Genomic DNA, 15,279 nt, shown 5'->3' on the forward strand with positions numbered 1-15,279 from the left:
AGGCGAGCATTGCGAGCCCCATGGAGAATACTTTTCGCTGTGGTGTCAGTTGGTACAAGTGATTGTACCAACTGCGGAAAATTTGAGACCTTAGACTCAAATTTTAGTCATGAAAGTCCGAAGGACTTTGCTGACGTCCGTCACCACTTTATAAAAGTATAAAAAGAAACTCTTTTAAAGAAATTATGTCATTAACATCAAAACAACGTGCCTTCCTCAACAGCCAGGCACACACCCTCAAACCCATCATTCAAATTGGAAAAAATGGTCTCAACGACCAAATCAAAACCAGCGTCCGTCAAGCTCTTGACGCGCGTGAATTGATCAAGGTTACTCTCTTGCAAAACACAGATGAAAACATCCACGAAGTAGCTGAAATCTTGGAAGAAGAAATCGGTGTGGATACAGTCCAAAAAATCGGACGCATCTTGATTTTGTATAAACAATCCAGCAAGAAAGAAAATCGCAAGATTTCCAAGAAAGTCAAAGAAATCTAAAACCTACTCCAAACAACTGTTTTTACAGAGAATTAAAGGAAGACGAGCCTATGGCAATCGAATTATTGACTCCCTTTACCAAGGTAGAGTTGGAGCCAGAAATCAAGGAGAAAAAACGCAAACAAGTTGGGATTTTAGGAGGGAATTTTAACCCTGTTCACCATGCCCATCTTGTTGTGGCGGACCAAGTACGACAACAGTTAGGACTGGACCAGGTCCTGCTTATGCCCGAATACCAACCACCTCATGTAGATAAAAAAGAAACCATCCCTGAACATCACCGTCTCAAGATGCTTGAATTAGCGATTGAGGGGATTGACGGTCTAGCTATTGAAACTATTGAGCTGGAGCGCAAGGGCATTTCTTACACCTACGACACCATGAAGATTTTGACAGAGCAACATCCAGATACGGATTATTACTTCATTATCGGAGCTGATATGGTGGATTATCTGCCTAAGTGGTACCGAATTGATGAGCTAGTCGATATGGTTCAGTTTGTGGGGGTCCAGCGCCCACGCTACAAGGCAGGGACTTCCTATCCAGTTATCTGGGTGGATGTACCTCTCATGGATATCTCATCCAGCATGGTGCGCGATTTCCTTGCCCAAGGTCGGAAACCCAACTTTCTCCTACCTCAGCCAGTGCTAGACTACATCGAGAAGGAGGGGCTCTACTGATGGCCTATCAAGACTATATCAACTGCTCCCGTGAGGCTTTGTTGGAAAAAATGGCAGAGCTTCTGCCTGAAAAACGTTTAACTCATTGTCTGGGTGTAGAGCGTGCAGCCATAGAACTAGCTGAGAGATTTGGAGTCGATGCCGAGAAAGCAGGACTAGCAGGTCTTCTCCATGACTATGCTAAAAAGTTGTCAGATCAGGAATTCCTAAACTTGATTGACCGTTATCAGCTAGACCCTGACCTCAAAAACTGGGGCAATAATGTCTGGCATGGCATGGTCGGAATTTATAAAATCAAAGAAGATTTGGATTTACAAGATTCTGAAATCCTGCGAGCCATTGAAATCCATACAGTCGGGGCTGGTCAGATGACGGACTTAGACAAGGTCATCTATATAGCAGACTACATCGAGCACAATCGTGCCTTTCCAGGAGTGGACCAGGCGCGTGAGATTGCAAGTTCATCGCTCAATAAGGCAGTGGCCTACGAAACAGCTCGTACCGTGGAGCATCTAGCTCATCAGGGATTCCCCATCTATCCCCAAACCCTTGAAACCTATAACGCCTTTGTGCACTATTTGAAAGAGGACTAAATGAACGAAAAAGAATTACTAGAACTAGTCGTGAAAGCGGCTGATGAGAAACGTGCGGAGGATATCCTTGCACTTGATGTACAAGATTTGACCAGTGTGACAGACTACTTTGTTATCACTAGCTCGATGAATAGCCGTCAGTTGGACGCTATCGCTGATAATATCCGTGAAAAAGTAGCCGAAGCTGGTGTTAAAGGCAGCCATGTTGAAGGTGATGCAGCTGGAGGCTGGGTCTTGCTAGACCTCGGTGGTGTCGTCGTGCATATCTTCTCAGAAGAAATGCGTGCCCACTATAACCTAGAAAAACTCTGGCATGAGGCGGATTCAGTAGACATTTCAGAAGCCTTGGCATAGGAGATGAACTCAGTTGTAGTCAACTGGGTTTCTTTGCTTATTTTAAAAGAAATTGATGGAAAGGTGAGGGCGTCGTGTTTTGTTTATTTCAGAACTGAACACGAGCTAAAAGCTGCGAGAAAAAGATAAACTTCCTTTGTATCTGACGATACAGCAGAAAGTTTCCTATTTTCTCTTTACTTTTAACGCTCTTTGTATCTTAGAAAGGATTTGAACCCGTCCTGTAATCGTCGGAAAATAGACAGCCTTCCTTGGAGCTCGGCTCCATCGTCAGGCTCCTAATTTTCTATCGAATTACGGGCGGACTTGGTATCTTGATTTATGGCTACATATGAAACCTTTGCGGCTGTTTACGATGCTGTGATGGACGATAGTTTATACGATAAATGGACGGATTTTTCGCTGCGACATTTGCCTAAGACCAAGGGGAGAAAGAAGCTTTTGGAATTGGCTTGTGGGACAGGGATCCAGTCTGTTCGCTTTTCTCAGGCTGGTTTTGATGTGACTGGACTGGACTTGAGTGCTGATATGTTGAAGATTGCCGAGAAGAGAGCTACTTCAGCCAAGCAAAAGATTGATTTTATTGAAGGCAATATGCTAGATTTGTCCAAGGCAGGTAAATACGACTTCGTGACCTGCTATTCAGATTCTATCTGCTACATGCAGGATGAGGTGGAAGTAGGGGATGTCTTTAAAGAAGTCTATAATTCCCTCAACGAAGATGGTGTCTTTATCTTTGATGTGCATTCGACCTACCAGACAGATGAAGTTTTTCCAGGCTATTCCTACCATGAAAATGCGGAAGATTTCGCCATGCTTTGGGACACCTATGAGGACGAAGCTCCTCACTCCATCGTGCATGAGTTGACTTTCTTTGTCAAGGAGGCTGACGGGTCCTTTAGTCGCCACGATGAAGTGCATGAGGAGCGGACTTATGAGGTTTTGACCTATGATATTTTGCTGGAACAAGCTGGCTTCAAGTCTTTCAGACTCTATGCGGACTTTGAGGACAAGGAACCGACAGAAAACAGTAGACGTTGGTTTTTTGTCGCACAGAAGTAGGAGATTTCTATGAGCATCACAGGTATTATCGCGGAGTTCAATCCTTTTCATAATGGGCACAAATACCTGCTGGATCAGGCAGAGGGGCTGAAAATTGTTGCCATGTCTGGGAACTTCATGCAAAGAGGAGAGCCGGCTATCGTGGACAAGTGGGTACGGGCCCAGATGGCACTGGAAAATGGTGCAGACTTGGTAGTGGAATTGCCCTTTTTAGTCAGTGTTCAGGCGGCAGATTTCTTTGGCCAAGGAGCTGTGGATATCTTGGCTCGCTTGGGGATTGATAGGCTAGCTTTCGGGACAGAGGAAGTTCTGGATTATCAAAAGATATCTGACTTATACACAGAGCAAGGTACTGAGATGGAGAGTTTTGTGGAAAATCTACCTGATTCCCTTTCTTATCCCCAGAAAACCCAAGCTATGTGGCAAGAATTTGCAGATCTAGATTTTTCAGGCAATACGCCTAATCATGTCCTTGCTCTGGCCTATGCCAAGGCGGTTGCGGGACGCAACATCAAACTGCATCCGATTCAGCGTCAGGGAGCGGGTTATCATTCTGTGGATAAGGATGTGGACTTCGCCTCGGCGACAGCCCTCCGTCAGCACCAGAGGGACAAAGATTTCTTAGAATGCTTTATGCCTTCTGTTGACCTCTTTGAGCAGGCCTGTAAGGTGAGCTGGGATGACTATTTTCCCTTGCTCCGCTATCAAATCTTGTCAAATCCAGATCTAACCACAATTTATCAGGTCAATCAAGAAATGGCTGTGCGCATCAAGGAAGCTATCAAGACAGCCCAGTCTGTTGACGAATTGGTCGAGGCAGTTGCTACCAAGCGCTATACCAAGGCGCGTGTCAGACGCCTCTTGACCTATATCTTTGTCCAGGCCAGAGAAAGTGACTTGCCAGAGGGCATCCATGTCCTAGGATTTACAGAAAAAGGCAGACAGCACCTTAAAGCTCTCAAGGAGCAGGTCAATCTCGTCAGCCGTATCGGTAAAGAACCCTGGGATGCCATAACCCAAAAGGCGGACCAGATTTACCAACTAGGACACCCAAGCATCGCAGAGCAGAATTTCGGCAGAGTGCCGATTAGAATAGAAACAAACTAAGTCTACAGAAAGGTAGGCTTTTTTAGCATATTTTCGAATAAATAGATAGAAAAGAAAAATCTTGTACAAGTTCCTGACAATTCCTTTCTTTTTGTGTATAATAGTGGAAAAGAGGTAAAACGAGGTATGGTTATGGAAGCAGTTCTTTATTCAACATTCCGAAATCATTTAAAAGACTACATGAAGAAGGTGAACGATGAGTTTGAACCTTTAACGGTGGTCAATAAAAATCCAGACGAGGATATTGTAGTCCTTTCAAAGAGCGAATGGGACAGTATTCAGGAAACCCTGAGAATCGCTCAAAATAAGGAACTTTCTGATAAGGTTTTGCGAGGAATGGCTCAAGTCCGAGCTGGAAGCACTCAGGTACATGTGATTGAGGAGTGAGAAATGCTGCTCAAATTTACAGAAGAAGCCTGGGCAGATTATTGCTACTGGCAAACTCAGGACAAGAAAACATTAAAAAGAATCAATAAATTAATCAAGGATATTCAACGTGATCCTTTTTCAGGAATTGGGAAACCAGAACCACTCAAGTATGACTACCAAGGAGCCTGGTCACGTCGTATTGATGCAGAAAATCGATTGATTTATATGATGGATGGGGATAACATCGTTTTCTTGTCCTTCAAAGATCACTACTAAGTCTACTAAAAGGTAGGCTTTTTATTGTATGTTTTAATGAAAATGTCATTTTTAAGTGTTAGAAAGTTTGTTTGGGGATTTCAGAACTTTCTCCTAAAATTCACACAAAACTCTTCAATTTGGGTTTGTGAAAATCGGTTTTTTATGATAGAATATTAAGGAATGTATGTCATTCGATAAACAAATTTAATGAGGTAAAAACATGGAAATCATGACACTTGCGATTGCTGTTTTTGCCGTCATCATTGGTTTAGTCATTGGATATGTCAGCATCTCAGCTAAGATGAAATCATCTCAAGAGGCTGCAGAGTTGATGCTTCTAAATGCTGAACAAGAAGCAACTAATTTACGAGGACAAGCTGAGCGCGAAGCGGATTTATTGCTAAATGAAGCCAAGAGCGAAAGCAAGTCTCTTAAAAAAGAAGCACTATTGGAGGCCAAAGAGGAAGCCAGAAAATACCGTGAAGAAGTGGACGCTGAATTTAAGTCAGAACGTCAGGAGCTCAAGCAAATTGAAAGTCGTTTGACGGAGAGAGCTACGAGCCTTGACCGTAAGGACGACAATTTGACGAACAAAGAAAAAACACTTGAACAAAAAGAACAAAGTATTTCTGATAGAGCAAAAAACCTTGATGCACGTGAAGAGCAATTAGAGGAAGTCGAAAGACAAAAAGAAGCCGAACTTGAACGTATCAGCTCCCTATCCCAAACTGAGGCTCGAGATATTATCTTGGCTCAGACAGAGGAAAACTTGACCAAGGAAATTGCTAGCCGTATTCGTGAGGCTGAGCAAGAAGTCAAGGAACGTTCAGACAAGATTGCCAAGGATATCTTGGTTCAGGCTATGCAGCGTATCGCTGGTGACTATGTAGCGGAGTCAACAAACTCTACAGTTCACCTACCAGATGATACCATGAAGGGGCGCATTATCGGTCGTGAAGGTCGAAACATTCGTACCTTTGAAAGTTTGACAGGGGTAGATGTCATCATTGACGACACTCCGGAAGTGGTAACCTTGTCAGGATTTGATCCGATTCGTCGTGAAATTGCTCGTATGACCATGGAAATGTTGCTCAAGGATGGCCGTATCCACCCAGCTCGTATCGAGGAGTTGGTTGAGAAAAACCGTCAGGAGATAGACAATAAAATCCGTGAATATGGGGAGGCTGCTGCCTATGAGATTGGTGCGCCAAACCTCCATCCAGACTTGATGAAGATTATGGGACGTTTGCAGTTCCGTACTTCATATGGACAAAATGTCTTGCGTCATTCGATTGAAGTTGCTAAGTTATCTGGTATCATCGCGAGTGAACTTGGTGAAAATGCAGCTCTTGCCCGTCGTGCTGGATTCCTTCATGACATCGGGAAAGCTATTGACCGCGAGGTTGAAGGCAGTCACGTTGAGATTGGTACGGAGTTGGCTCGTAAGTACAAGGAACACCCAGTTGTGGTGAATACGATTGCTAGCCACCACGGCGATGTCGAAGCTGAAAGTGTCATTGCAGTGATTGTTGCTGCAGCAGATGCCTTGAGTGCAGCGCGTCCAGGTGCTCGTAGTGAATCTCTTGAAAGCTATATCAAGCGTCTCCATGACTTGGAAGAAATCGCCAATGGCTTTGAAGGAGTGCAAAATAGCTTTGCCCTTCAAGCAGGACGTGAAATCCGTATCATGGTTAATCCAGGACAAATCAAAGACGACAAAGTCACAATCTTGGCTCACAAAGTTCGTGAGAAAATTGAAAATAATCTCGATTACCCAGGAAATATCAAGGTAACCGTGATCCGCGAACTTCGTGCAGTAGATTATGCTAAATAAATAAGAAAGAGCAGTTGAAAAATTACTGCTTTTTTGTTACACTAGATAGAAAGACTGTAGAAGGATAACTGACGCTATCATCAGTATCCGAGAGAAATTTTACTTTATTTCACAGACTAACTAAAGGAGACATAATGGCAGACCGAGGCTTGCTAATCGTTTTTTCTGGTCCTTCAGGAGTTGGGAAAGGAACGGTTAGAAGAGAGATTTTTGAGAGTTCTGAGAATCAATTTCAATACTCTGTATCGATGACGACACGTGCGCAACGTCCTGGTGAAGTGGACGGGGTGGACTATTTCTTCCGTACTCGTGAAGAGTTTGAAGAGCTGATCCGTCAAGGCCAGATGTTGGAATATGCAGAATATGTCGGTAACTACTATGGAACTCCTCTGACCTATGTCAATGAAACTCTGGACAAGGGAATCGATGTCTTTCTTGAGATTGAAGTCCAAGGAGCCCTTCAGGTTAAGAAAAAGGTTCCAGATGCTGTCTTTATCTTTCTAACACCACCAGATTTGGATGAATTGCAAGATCGTTTGGTAGGTCGTGGAACAGATAGCGCTGAAGTGATTGCCCAACGAATCGAAAAAGCCAAGGAAGAAATTGCTCTCATGCGTGAGTATGATTATGCCATTGTCAACGATCAGGTGCCCCTCGCTGCTGAACGTGTCAAGCGTGTGATCGAAGCAGAACACTTCCGTGTGGACCGTGTCATTGGTCACTACCAGGAGATGTTGCCAAAATCTCCAACTACTCGATAAACTATAGGAAACAGGTACAAGCAAATGATGTTAAAACCCTCTATCGATACCTTGCTAGACAAGGTGCCATCAAAATATTCACTCGTAATCTTGGAAGCAAAGCGTGCCCACGAATTAGAAGCTGGAGCACCTGCAACTCAAGAGTTTAAGTCTGAAAAATCAACTCTTCGTGCTTTGGAAGAAATCGAGTCTGGAAATGTAACCATTCACCCAGATCCAGAAGGAAAACGTGAAGCGGTTCGTCTCCGTATCGAAGAAGAAAAACGCCGCAGAGAAGAAGAAGAAAAGAAAATCAAAGAGCAAATCGCTAAAGAAAAAGAAGATGGTGAAAAAATTTAAGGTTGGGGGGACTCAATCTTATTTTTTCTATTACAAGAATGTAGTGACAAGAAGGAGGTGAGAAGATGGCTATCGCAAAGATTATCGTGGATGTTCCCCTGATGCAGACGGATCAGCCATACAGTTACAAGGTCCCTGAGGAATTTGTAGAGATGCTGGAAGTCGGTATGCGGGTCCATGTCCCCTTCGGCAAGGGCAATCGTTTGATCCAAGGGATTGTGCTAGGCTTGGAGTCCCATTCGGATGAAGAAGCTGTCAATCAGGACTTGAAAGAGATTGCGGAGGTGCTAGACTTTTCTCCAGTCTTGACCCAAGAGCAACTCTGGCTAGCTGAGGAGCTACGTAAGTCTGTCTTTTCTTACAAAATCTCCATTCTAAAAGCCATGCTTCCAGGCTTTTTAAACTCTAGCTATGATAAGATTCTCTATCCTGTGGAAGGTCTGAGTCAGGCAGACCGAGAGCGCTTGTTCGGTTCAGGAGATTCGCTAGCCTTTTCATCTCTAGATTTGGCCAAGCAGGCAGAAATGATGCGCTTGACGAGAAAAGGGCTGCTCCGCTTAGAGTACCAGGCTGTTGATCAAAAGAAGGTCAAGACCCAGTCTTGGTATGAGGTTGATGATAATCGACTAGAGCAGATTGAGATTTCTGCGCGTGCTAAGAAAAAGGCAGAGCTGAGAGACTATTTACTGGCTCATCCGGAAAGTGCTCCTCTGGCTAGCTTATTAGAGTCTTATTCGCGAGAGCAAATCAACTTCTTTGTGGAGCAAGGAGCTCTAAGCCTTGTCCACAAGGAAGTGCAACGCTCAGCCGCTTATTTTGAAGGCATTGAAGCCAGCCAACCTTTGGAATTGAATCCTGAACAAAGACAAGCTCGCGATGCTGTTATCAGTGCTATTGGCAGTCAGCAACCACCATTCCTCCTTCAAGGGATTACAGGAAGTGGGAAAACAGAGGTTTACTTGCAGATTATCCAAGGCGCCTTGGACAAGGGCAAGACAGCCATTTTGCTGGTACCTGAGATTTCCTTGACGCCGCAAATGACGGAGCGTTTTATTGCTCGTTTCGGCGAAAAAGTAGCCATTCTCCACTCAGGTCTGTCCAATGGTGAAAAGTACGACGAATGGCGCAAGGTCGAGCGTGGAGATGCTCAAGTTGTCGTTGGCGCTAGATCAGCTATCTTTGCTCCGCTGAAAAATCTAGGTGTCATCATTATCGATGAAGAACATGAATCTAGTTACAAGCAAGATAGCAATCCGCGTTACCATGCTAGAGAGGTCGCCATTCTACGGGCCCAGTACAATCAAGCGTCCCTGGTCCTTGGTTCGGCTACACCGAGCTTAGAGAGTCGTGCGCGAGCTGGAAAAGGTGTCTATCACCACTTACGTCTAAGCCAACGGGCCAATCCTTTAGCCACTATTCCTGAGGTTCAAGTGATTGACTTTCGGGACTATATCGGACAGAATGAGACATCAAACTTTACACCTCCTTTGCTAGAGGCCATCCAAGACCGTTTGGATAAAAAAGAGCAGGTAGTCCTCATGCTCAATCGTCGGGGTTATTCTAGCTTTGTTATGTGTCGGGAGTGTGGGACGGTGGATACTTGTCCCAACTGTGACATTTCTCTGACTCTCCACATGGATACCAAGACTATGAATTGCCATTACTGTGGCTTTTCGAAGGGAATTCCTCATGTCTGTCCTAACTGTCAGAGTCGCAGTATTCGATACTATGGGACGGGGACTCAGAAAGCCTATGATGAGCTAGCAGAGCTCTTTCCTCAGGCACGCATTCTGCGGATGGATGTGGATACGACCCGTAGGAAGGGTAGTCACCAAGCTCTTCTTGACCAGTTTGGCCAAGGGCAAGCAGATATCTTGCTGGGAACTCAGATGATTGCCAAGGGTTTGGATTTTCCAAATGTGACCCTAGTTGGAGTGCTTAATGCAGATACGGCCTTGAATCTGCCTGATTTCCGTTCTTCTGAGAGAACCTTCCAGCTCTTAACCCAGGTGGCAGGCCGTGCAGGTCGAGCGGAAAAAGCTGGACTGGTCTTGATCCAGTCTTACAATCCTGATCACTATGCCATTCGTTTTGCCAAGGAACAGGACTATGAAGGTTTTTATGCCTATGAAATGAGTATCAGACGCCAACTTGGCTACCCGCCTTATTATTTCACTATTGGGATTACCCTCTCTCACAAGAAAGAAGAAGAGGTTGTCAAACGTGCCTATGAAGTTATGGGGATTTTGCGCTCAGGTTTATCGGAAACTAGTAAAATCCTTGGACCAACGCCAAAACCCATTGCCCGTACCCACAACCTTTATCATTACCAGATTTTGATTAAATACCGTTTAGAAGATGAGCTGGGTCCAACCCTCAATCAGGTCTTGGCCTTGACTCAAGAACGTGAAAATAGCGAGCTTCGTCTCAGCATTGACCACGAACCGCAGCAATTTTTATAAGAAGGAGAAGAAATGACAAAACTAATCTTTATGGGGACCCCTGAATTTTCAGCGACAGTTTTGAAGGGGTTGTTATCAGACGACCGTTACGAGATCCTAGCTGTTGTGACCCAGCCAGACCGCGCTGTCGGCCGTAAAAAAGTAATCCAAGAAACCCCAGTCAAGCAGGCTGCCAAAGAAGCGGGTCTCCCTATCTACCAACCTGAAAAATTATCTGGAAGTCCAGAGCTGGAAGCTATTATGAATTTAGGAGCGGATGGGATTGTGACCGCTGCTTTTGGGCAGTTTCTCCCAAGCAAACTTCTTGATAGCATGGACTTTGCGGTCAATGTTCACGCTTCCCTTCTTCCCAAACACCGTGGTGGCGCTCCCATTCATTATGCCCTGATTCAAGGAGATGAGGAGGCTGGTGTGACTATCATGGAAATGGTTAAGGAAATGGATGCAGGGGATATGATTTCCCGTCGCAGTATTCCCATCACAGATGAGGACAATGTTGGCACCTTGTTTGAAAAATTGGCAATCGTTGGCCGTGATTTACTCTTGGATACACTACCTGGCTACCTAGCAGGAGAAATCCAACCTGAACCACAAGATCCAAGTCAGGTTACTTTCTCACCAAATATTAAGCCAGAGGAAGAAAAGTTGGACTGGAATAAGACTAACCGTCAACTCTTCAACCAAATCCGTGGCATGAATCCATGGCCTGTTGCCCACACTTTTCTCAAGGGAGACCGCTTTAAAATCTATGAAGCCCTACCAGTAGAAGGTCAGGGAGATCCAGGTGAGATCCTCTCTATTGGCAAGAAAGAATTGATCGTTGCAGCGGCTGAAGGAGCTCTATCCCTCAAGCAAGTGCAGCCAGCAGGTAAGCCTAAGATGGACATTGCTTCCTTCCTCAACGGAGTTGGAAGGACATTGACTGTAGGAGAACGATTTGGTGACTAAAGTAGAAACGGCTAGAAATCTAGCTCTAGCAGTGTTAGAGGATGTTTTTGTCAACCAAGCATACTCCAATATTGCCTTAAATAAACACCTCAAGGGCAGTCAACTTTCAGCAGCAGACAAGGGTTTGGTGACAGAGATTGTCTACGGAACGGTAGCCCGCAAACTCACCTTAGAATGGTATCTGTCCCACTTTATCCAAGACCGAGACAAGCTAGATAACTGGCTCTATGTCCTTCTTCTCATGAGCGCCTACCAAGTCCGTTTTCTAGATAAGGTGCCTGACCATGCTGTGGTCAATGAAGCAGTGGAAATAGCTAAAGCACGTAAAAAAGGCAGTGAAAAATTGGTCAACGCTGTCCTTCGTCGTATCTTGAGAGAAGGGTGGCCAGATTTTGAAACTATCAAACGCAAAAACAAGCGTGATTCCATTGCCTATTCTCTCCCAGTTTGGCTAGTGTCTAAACTCAAGGAAGAATACGGTGAAGAGCGAGCCCAAGCCATCTTTGAAAGCCTCTTGGTGCGCAACAAAGCTAGTATTCGAGTGACAGACTTGAGCCGAAAGGAGGAAATCAAGGCCGTGTTAGAGGCGAATGATTCACCTTTGGCCGCTTCTGGTTTGGTCAAGGAGCAGGGACACTTTGCGGGACATGATTTGTTTTCAGAGGGTGCTATTACCATCCAAGATGAGTCCAGTCAACTGGTTGCTCCGACTCTTGATCTACAGGGTGATGAACAGGTCCTGGATGCCTGTGCGGCTCCGGGCGGGAAAACAGTCCATATGGCCTCTTACCTCACATCTGGTAAGGTGACGGCTTTGGATCTTTATGATCACAAGTTGGACTTGATCCAAGAAAACGCCCAACGTCTGGGTGTGGCGGATCGAGTGCAAACGCAAAAATTGGACGCCAGAAAAGTGCATGAGTTTTTTGAAAAAGACTCTTTTGATAAGATTTTAGTAGATGCCCCTTGTTCTGGGATCGGCCTCTTGCGCCGCAAACCAGATATCAAATACAATAAGGAAACGGCAGATTTCACGTCCCTACAGGAAATTCAGCTGGAAATATTAGGTAGTGTTTGTCAAACACTACGAAAAGGTGGTATAATAACGTATAGTACCTGTACTATTGTCTCTGAGGAGAACTTTCAAGTCGTTGAGGCGTTTTTAGAAAGTCATCCCGAGTTCGAGCAGGTTAAACTAGAACACGAATGTATAGATATCCTGAAAGATGGCTGTATCCTGATTACTCCAGAATTGTACGGAAGTGATGGATTCTTCATTAGCCAATTTCGTAAGATATCAGATTAGGAAGGAACTGACACAATGGAAATAGCATTATTAACAGATGTTGGTCAGAAACGAACAAATAACCAAGACTATGTCAATCACTTTGTCAACCGAGCAGGACGCACTATGATCCTCTTGGCTGACGGGATGGGAGGGCACCGTGCAGGAAATATCGCTAGTGAAATGGCGGTAACAGACCTAGGCGTGGCTTGGGTGGATACCCAAATCGACTCAGTTAATGAAGTTCGTGAGTGGTTTGCCCACTACCTAGAGATTGAAAATCAAAAAATTCATCAACTAGGTCAGGACGAAGACTACAAAGGTATGGGAACTACGCTAGAAGCCATGGCTATTATTGGCAACCAAGCTATCTATGCTCATATTGGAGATTCTCGTATTGGTTTGATTCGTGGAGAAGAGTACCACCAGTTGACCAGTGACCATTCCTTGGTCAATGAATTGCTCAAGGCTGGCCAGTTGACTCCAGAAGAAGCTGAAGCGCATCCCCAAAAAAATATCATCACTCAGTCCATCGGACAAAAAGATGAGATTCAACCAGATTTTGGAATGATTACACTTGAGTCAGGGGATTATCTCCTGCTCAACAGTGACGGCCTAACCAATATGATTTCGGCCAGCGAGATTTATGATATCGTAACCAGCGATATTTCCTTAGCAGACAAGGCGGCAACCCTCATTCGTTTCGCTAACAATGCAGGAGGTTTAGACAACATTACGGTTGCCCTTGTTTACATGAACGAGGAGGAAGCAGAATGATCCAAATCGGCAAGATTTTTGCCGGGCGGTATCGGATTATCAAACAGATTGGTCGAGGGGGCATGGCAGATGTTTACCTGGCCAAGGATTTGATCCTAGACGGGGAAGAAGTGGCGGTCAAGGTCCTGAGGACCAACTACCAGACAGACCCGATTGCTGTAGCACGTTTCCAGCGTGAAGCGAGGGCTATGGCAGATCTGGACCATCCTCATATCGTTCGGATAACAGATATTGGTGAGGAAGAAGGTCAACAGTACCTAGCTATGGAGTACGTAGCAGGGCTTGATCTTAAGCGTTATATCAAAGAACACCATCCTCTTTCAAATGAAGAAGCAGTTCGAATCATGGGACAAATCCTCTTGGCGATGCGCTTAGCCCATACTAGAGGCATTGTACACCGCGATTTGAAACCTCAAAATATCCTACTGACACCTGATGGCACAGCCAAGGTCACTGACTTTGGAATTGCAGTAGCCTTTGCGGAGACCAGTCTGACCCAGACAAACTCGATGCTGGGTTCGGTTCATTATTTGTCACCAGAGCAAGCGCGTGGTTCTAAAGCGACTTTCCAGAGCGATATCTATGCAATGGGGATTATCTTCTATGAGATGCTGACGGGACATATCCCTTATGATGGGGATAGTGCAGTTACGATTGCTCTCCAGCATTTCCAGAAGCCACTTCCATCAGTCATTGCTGAAAATCCATCTGTCCCTCAGGCTTTAGAAAATGTTGTCATCAAGGCAACGGCCAAGAAATTGACGGATCGCTATCAGTCTGTTTCGGAGATGTATGTAGATTTATCGAGTAGTTTGTCCTACAATCGCCGAAATGAACCAAAATTGGTCTTTGATGATGCCAGCAAGGCAGATACCAAGACCTTGCCTAAAGTTCCACAAAGTACACTGACATCTATTCCTAAAGCGCCTGCGCAAGAAGAACGCCCTCAGCCAAAGAAAGCAACTCAACCAGTCGCTGAGCCAGCACCTGCACCAAAGCCAGCTAAAAAACGGAAGTTTAAAGCTCGCTATATGATTCTTTTAGCTAGCCTTCTATTGGTTGCAGCCTCTTTAATCTGGATTTTGTCAAGAACACCTGCAACAATTGCCATTCCTAACGTAGCTGGACAAACCGTTGCAGAGGCCAAAGAAGCACTCAAAAAATCCAAGTTTGAAGCTGGTGAGGAGAAATCGGAGGCTAGTGATACAGTAGCAGAAGGCCGCGTTATTCGAACCGATCCTGAAGCAGGCAGCAGCCGAAAAGAAGGGACCAAGGTCAATTTGATTGTTTCTTCAGGCAAGCAATCCTTCCAATTGAGCAATTACGTCGGACGCAAGTATACAGAAGTTGTAGCTGAGCTCAAGGAGAAAAAGGTACCAGAAAATCTAATCCAGATGGAAGAGGAAGTATCCAGCGAAAGCGAACCGGGAACTATCCTCAGACAGACTCCTGCTTCGGGTTCGACCTATGATCTCTCAAAAGCCACTACGATCACCTTAACAGTTGCTAAGAAGGGCATGCCGAACTACATCGGTTCAAGTCTCGAATTTACTAAGAATAATCTGACTCAGATTGTCGGAGTAAAAGAGGCTAATATCGAGGTTATTGAAGTATCGACTGCTCCTGAAGGAACAGCAGAGGGTACGGTTGTAGATCAAACACCAAAAGCTGGAGAAAAGCTTGACCTTACATACACACGTATCAAGATTTCGATTTACAAACCGAAAACACCGCCGTCAACTTCATCCTCTACCCCTGCTCAACGAGGGAACCAGGGTTCTACAACAACACCAAATCAAGGGAACCAACAAGGGAATCAACAAGGGAACCAGCAAGGAAATCAACAAGGAAATAATCCTCCAACGAATCAACCAAACAATGAAGGAAACCGCGAAAGTTCTCGAGATTAAACGAATCTTTGTCATGAAATCATGACAAAGATTTTTTTTCACA

At 44.9% G+C, this 15,279-nt stretch carries 16 protein-coding genes; all 16 read left to right on the forward strand.

All coding sequences use genetic code 11. The annotated features are described in order from the left end of the window. The first annotated feature begins 185 nt into the window (after positions 1-185). The 16 genes from yhbY (at position 186) to pknB (ending at position 15,236) form a co-directional block, all read left to right on the forward strand. Positions 186-497, forward strand: coding sequence for a ribosome assembly RNA-binding protein YhbY (gene yhbY, locus HMPREF8571_RS04670; RefSeq protein WP_000060171.1), 312 nt, complete (start codon positions 186-188; stop codon positions 495-497). A gap of 50 nt (positions 498-547) precedes the next feature. Continuing rightward, entirely contained in the window at positions 548-1,177 is a 630-nt protein-coding gene (locus HMPREF8571_RS04675; protein WP_000963694.1) for a nicotinate-nucleotide adenylyltransferase, read from the forward strand. After that, a complete protein-coding gene (gene yqeK, locus HMPREF8571_RS04680; RefSeq protein ID WP_000331219.1) occupies positions 1,177-1,770 on the forward strand; it encodes a bis(5'-nucleosyl)-tetraphosphatase (symmetrical) YqeK in 594 nt (197 codons plus the stop codon). The genes HMPREF8571_RS04675 and yqeK overlap by 1 nt, the downstream gene beginning before the upstream one ends. Continuing rightward, a complete protein-coding gene (gene rsfS / locus HMPREF8571_RS04685) occupies positions 1,771-2,124 on the forward strand; it encodes a ribosome silencing factor (RefSeq protein ID WP_001003009.1) in 354 nt (117 codons plus the stop codon). 321 nt (positions 2,125-2,445) lie between these two features. Further along, positions 2,446-3,186, forward strand: a complete 741-nt coding sequence (locus tag HMPREF8571_RS04690) for a class I SAM-dependent DNA methyltransferase (protein WP_000257064.1) — start codon at positions 2,446-2,448, stop codon at positions 3,184-3,186. Positions 3,187-3,195: 9 nt separating this feature from the next. Next, on the forward strand, positions 3,196-4,293 hold the full coding sequence (locus HMPREF8571_RS04695; protein ID WP_000028743.1) for a nucleotidyltransferase: 1,098 nt from the start codon (positions 3,196-3,198) through the stop codon (positions 4,291-4,293). A gap of 132 nt (positions 4,294-4,425) precedes the next feature. Continuing rightward, on the forward strand, positions 4,426-4,680 hold the full coding sequence (locus HMPREF8571_RS04700; protein ID WP_000388572.1) for a type II toxin-antitoxin system Phd/YefM family antitoxin: 255 nt from the start codon (positions 4,426-4,428) through the stop codon (positions 4,678-4,680). Between the two features lie 3 nt (positions 4,681-4,683). Continuing rightward, the gene (locus tag HMPREF8571_RS04705) at positions 4,684-4,938 is read left to right on the forward strand and encodes a Txe/YoeB family addiction module toxin (protein ID WP_000924735.1); all 255 of its coding nucleotides are present in this window, start codon (positions 4,684-4,686) and stop codon (positions 4,936-4,938) included. 202 nt (positions 4,939-5,140) lie between these two features. Further along, a complete protein-coding gene (locus HMPREF8571_RS04710) occupies positions 5,141-6,754 on the forward strand; it encodes a ribonuclease Y (protein WP_000404961.1) in 1,614 nt (537 codons plus the stop codon). Positions 6,755-6,888: 134 nt separating this feature from the next. After that, on the forward strand, positions 6,889-7,515 hold the full coding sequence (gmk, locus tag HMPREF8571_RS04715) for a guanylate kinase (RefSeq protein WP_000775041.1): 627 nt from the start codon (positions 6,889-6,891) through the stop codon (positions 7,513-7,515). 24 nt (positions 7,516-7,539) lie between these two features. Further along, on the forward strand, positions 7,540-7,854 hold the full coding sequence (gene rpoZ / locus HMPREF8571_RS04720; protein ID WP_002875802.1) for a DNA-directed RNA polymerase subunit omega: 315 nt from the start codon (positions 7,540-7,542) through the stop codon (positions 7,852-7,854). 65 nt (positions 7,855-7,919) lie between these two features. Continuing rightward, a complete protein-coding gene (locus HMPREF8571_RS04725; protein ID WP_000951896.1) occupies positions 7,920-10,316 on the forward strand; it encodes a primosomal protein N' in 2,397 nt (798 codons plus the stop codon). A 12-nt stretch (positions 10,317-10,328) separates the two neighbouring features. Further along, entirely contained in the window at positions 10,329-11,264 is a 936-nt protein-coding gene (fmt, locus tag HMPREF8571_RS04730) for a methionyl-tRNA formyltransferase (protein WP_000163716.1), read from the forward strand. Next, positions 11,257-12,570, forward strand: a complete 1,314-nt coding sequence (gene rsmB, locus HMPREF8571_RS04735; RefSeq protein WP_004239843.1) for a 16S rRNA (cytosine(967)-C(5))-methyltransferase RsmB — start codon at positions 11,257-11,259, stop codon at positions 12,568-12,570. Before fmt ends, rsmB begins: the two co-directional genes overlap by 8 nt. A 15-nt stretch (positions 12,571-12,585) precedes the next feature. Then, the gene (locus HMPREF8571_RS04740) at positions 12,586-13,326 is read left to right on the forward strand and encodes a Stp1/IreP family PP2C-type Ser/Thr phosphatase (RefSeq protein WP_000401535.1); all 741 of its coding nucleotides are present in this window, start codon (positions 12,586-12,588) and stop codon (positions 13,324-13,326) included. Continuing rightward, positions 13,323-15,236: a Stk1 family PASTA domain-containing Ser/Thr kinase gene (gene pknB / locus HMPREF8571_RS04745; protein ID WP_000614507.1), complete on the forward strand. Its 1,914-nt coding sequence runs from the start codon at positions 13,323-13,325 to the stop codon at positions 15,234-15,236. The genes HMPREF8571_RS04740 and pknB overlap by 4 nt, the downstream gene beginning before the upstream one ends. The last annotated feature ends 43 nt before the right edge of the window (positions 15,237-15,279 follow it).

The organism is Streptococcus mitis ATCC 6249, assembly GCF_000146585.1.
GTDB lineage: Bacteria > Bacillota > Bacilli > Lactobacillales > Streptococcaceae > Streptococcus > Streptococcus mitis_AZ.

Bases quoted from the DNA above. Each gene is read 5' to 3' on its own strand.
- fmt (WP_000163716.1), top strand. From the start codon at position 10,329: ATGACAAAACTAATCTTTATGGGGACCCCTGAATTTTCAGCGACAGTT.
- HMPREF8571_RS04675 (WP_000963694.1), top strand. From the start codon at position 548: ATGGCAATCGAATTATTGACTCCCTTTACCAAGGTAGAGTTGGAGCCA.
- HMPREF8571_RS04700 (WP_000388572.1), top strand. From the start codon at position 4,426: ATGGAAGCAGTTCTTTATTCAACATTCCGAAATCATTTAAAAGACTAC.
- pknB (WP_000614507.1), top strand. From the start codon at position 13,323: ATGATCCAAATCGGCAAGATTTTTGCCGGGCGGTATCGGATTATCAAA.
- rsfS (WP_001003009.1), top strand. From the start codon at position 1,771: ATGAACGAAAAAGAATTACTAGAACTAGTCGTGAAAGCGGCTGATGAG.
- yhbY (WP_000060171.1), top strand. From the start codon at position 186: ATGTCATTAACATCAAAACAACGTGCCTTCCTCAACAGCCAGGCACAC.
- HMPREF8571_RS04690 (WP_000257064.1), top strand. From the start codon at position 2,446: ATGGCTACATATGAAACCTTTGCGGCTGTTTACGATGCTGTGATGGAC.
- HMPREF8571_RS04695 (WP_000028743.1), top strand. From the start codon at position 3,196: ATGAGCATCACAGGTATTATCGCGGAGTTCAATCCTTTTCATAATGGG.
- HMPREF8571_RS04725 (WP_000951896.1), top strand. From the start codon at position 7,920: ATGGCTATCGCAAAGATTATCGTGGATGTTCCCCTGATGCAGACGGAT.
- gmk (WP_000775041.1), top strand. From the start codon at position 6,889: ATGGCAGACCGAGGCTTGCTAATCGTTTTTTCTGGTCCTTCAGGAGTT.
- HMPREF8571_RS04705 (WP_000924735.1), top strand. From the start codon at position 4,684: ATGCTGCTCAAATTTACAGAAGAAGCCTGGGCAGATTATTGCTACTGG.
- rpoZ (WP_002875802.1), top strand. From the start codon at position 7,540: ATGATGTTAAAACCCTCTATCGATACCTTGCTAGACAAGGTGCCATCA.
- HMPREF8571_RS04740 (WP_000401535.1), top strand. From the start codon at position 12,586: ATGGAAATAGCATTATTAACAGATGTTGGTCAGAAACGAACAAATAAC.
- HMPREF8571_RS04710 (WP_000404961.1), top strand. From the start codon at position 5,141: ATGGAAATCATGACACTTGCGATTGCTGTTTTTGCCGTCATCATTGGT.
- yqeK (WP_000331219.1), top strand. From the start codon at position 1,177: ATGGCCTATCAAGACTATATCAACTGCTCCCGTGAGGCTTTGTTGGAA.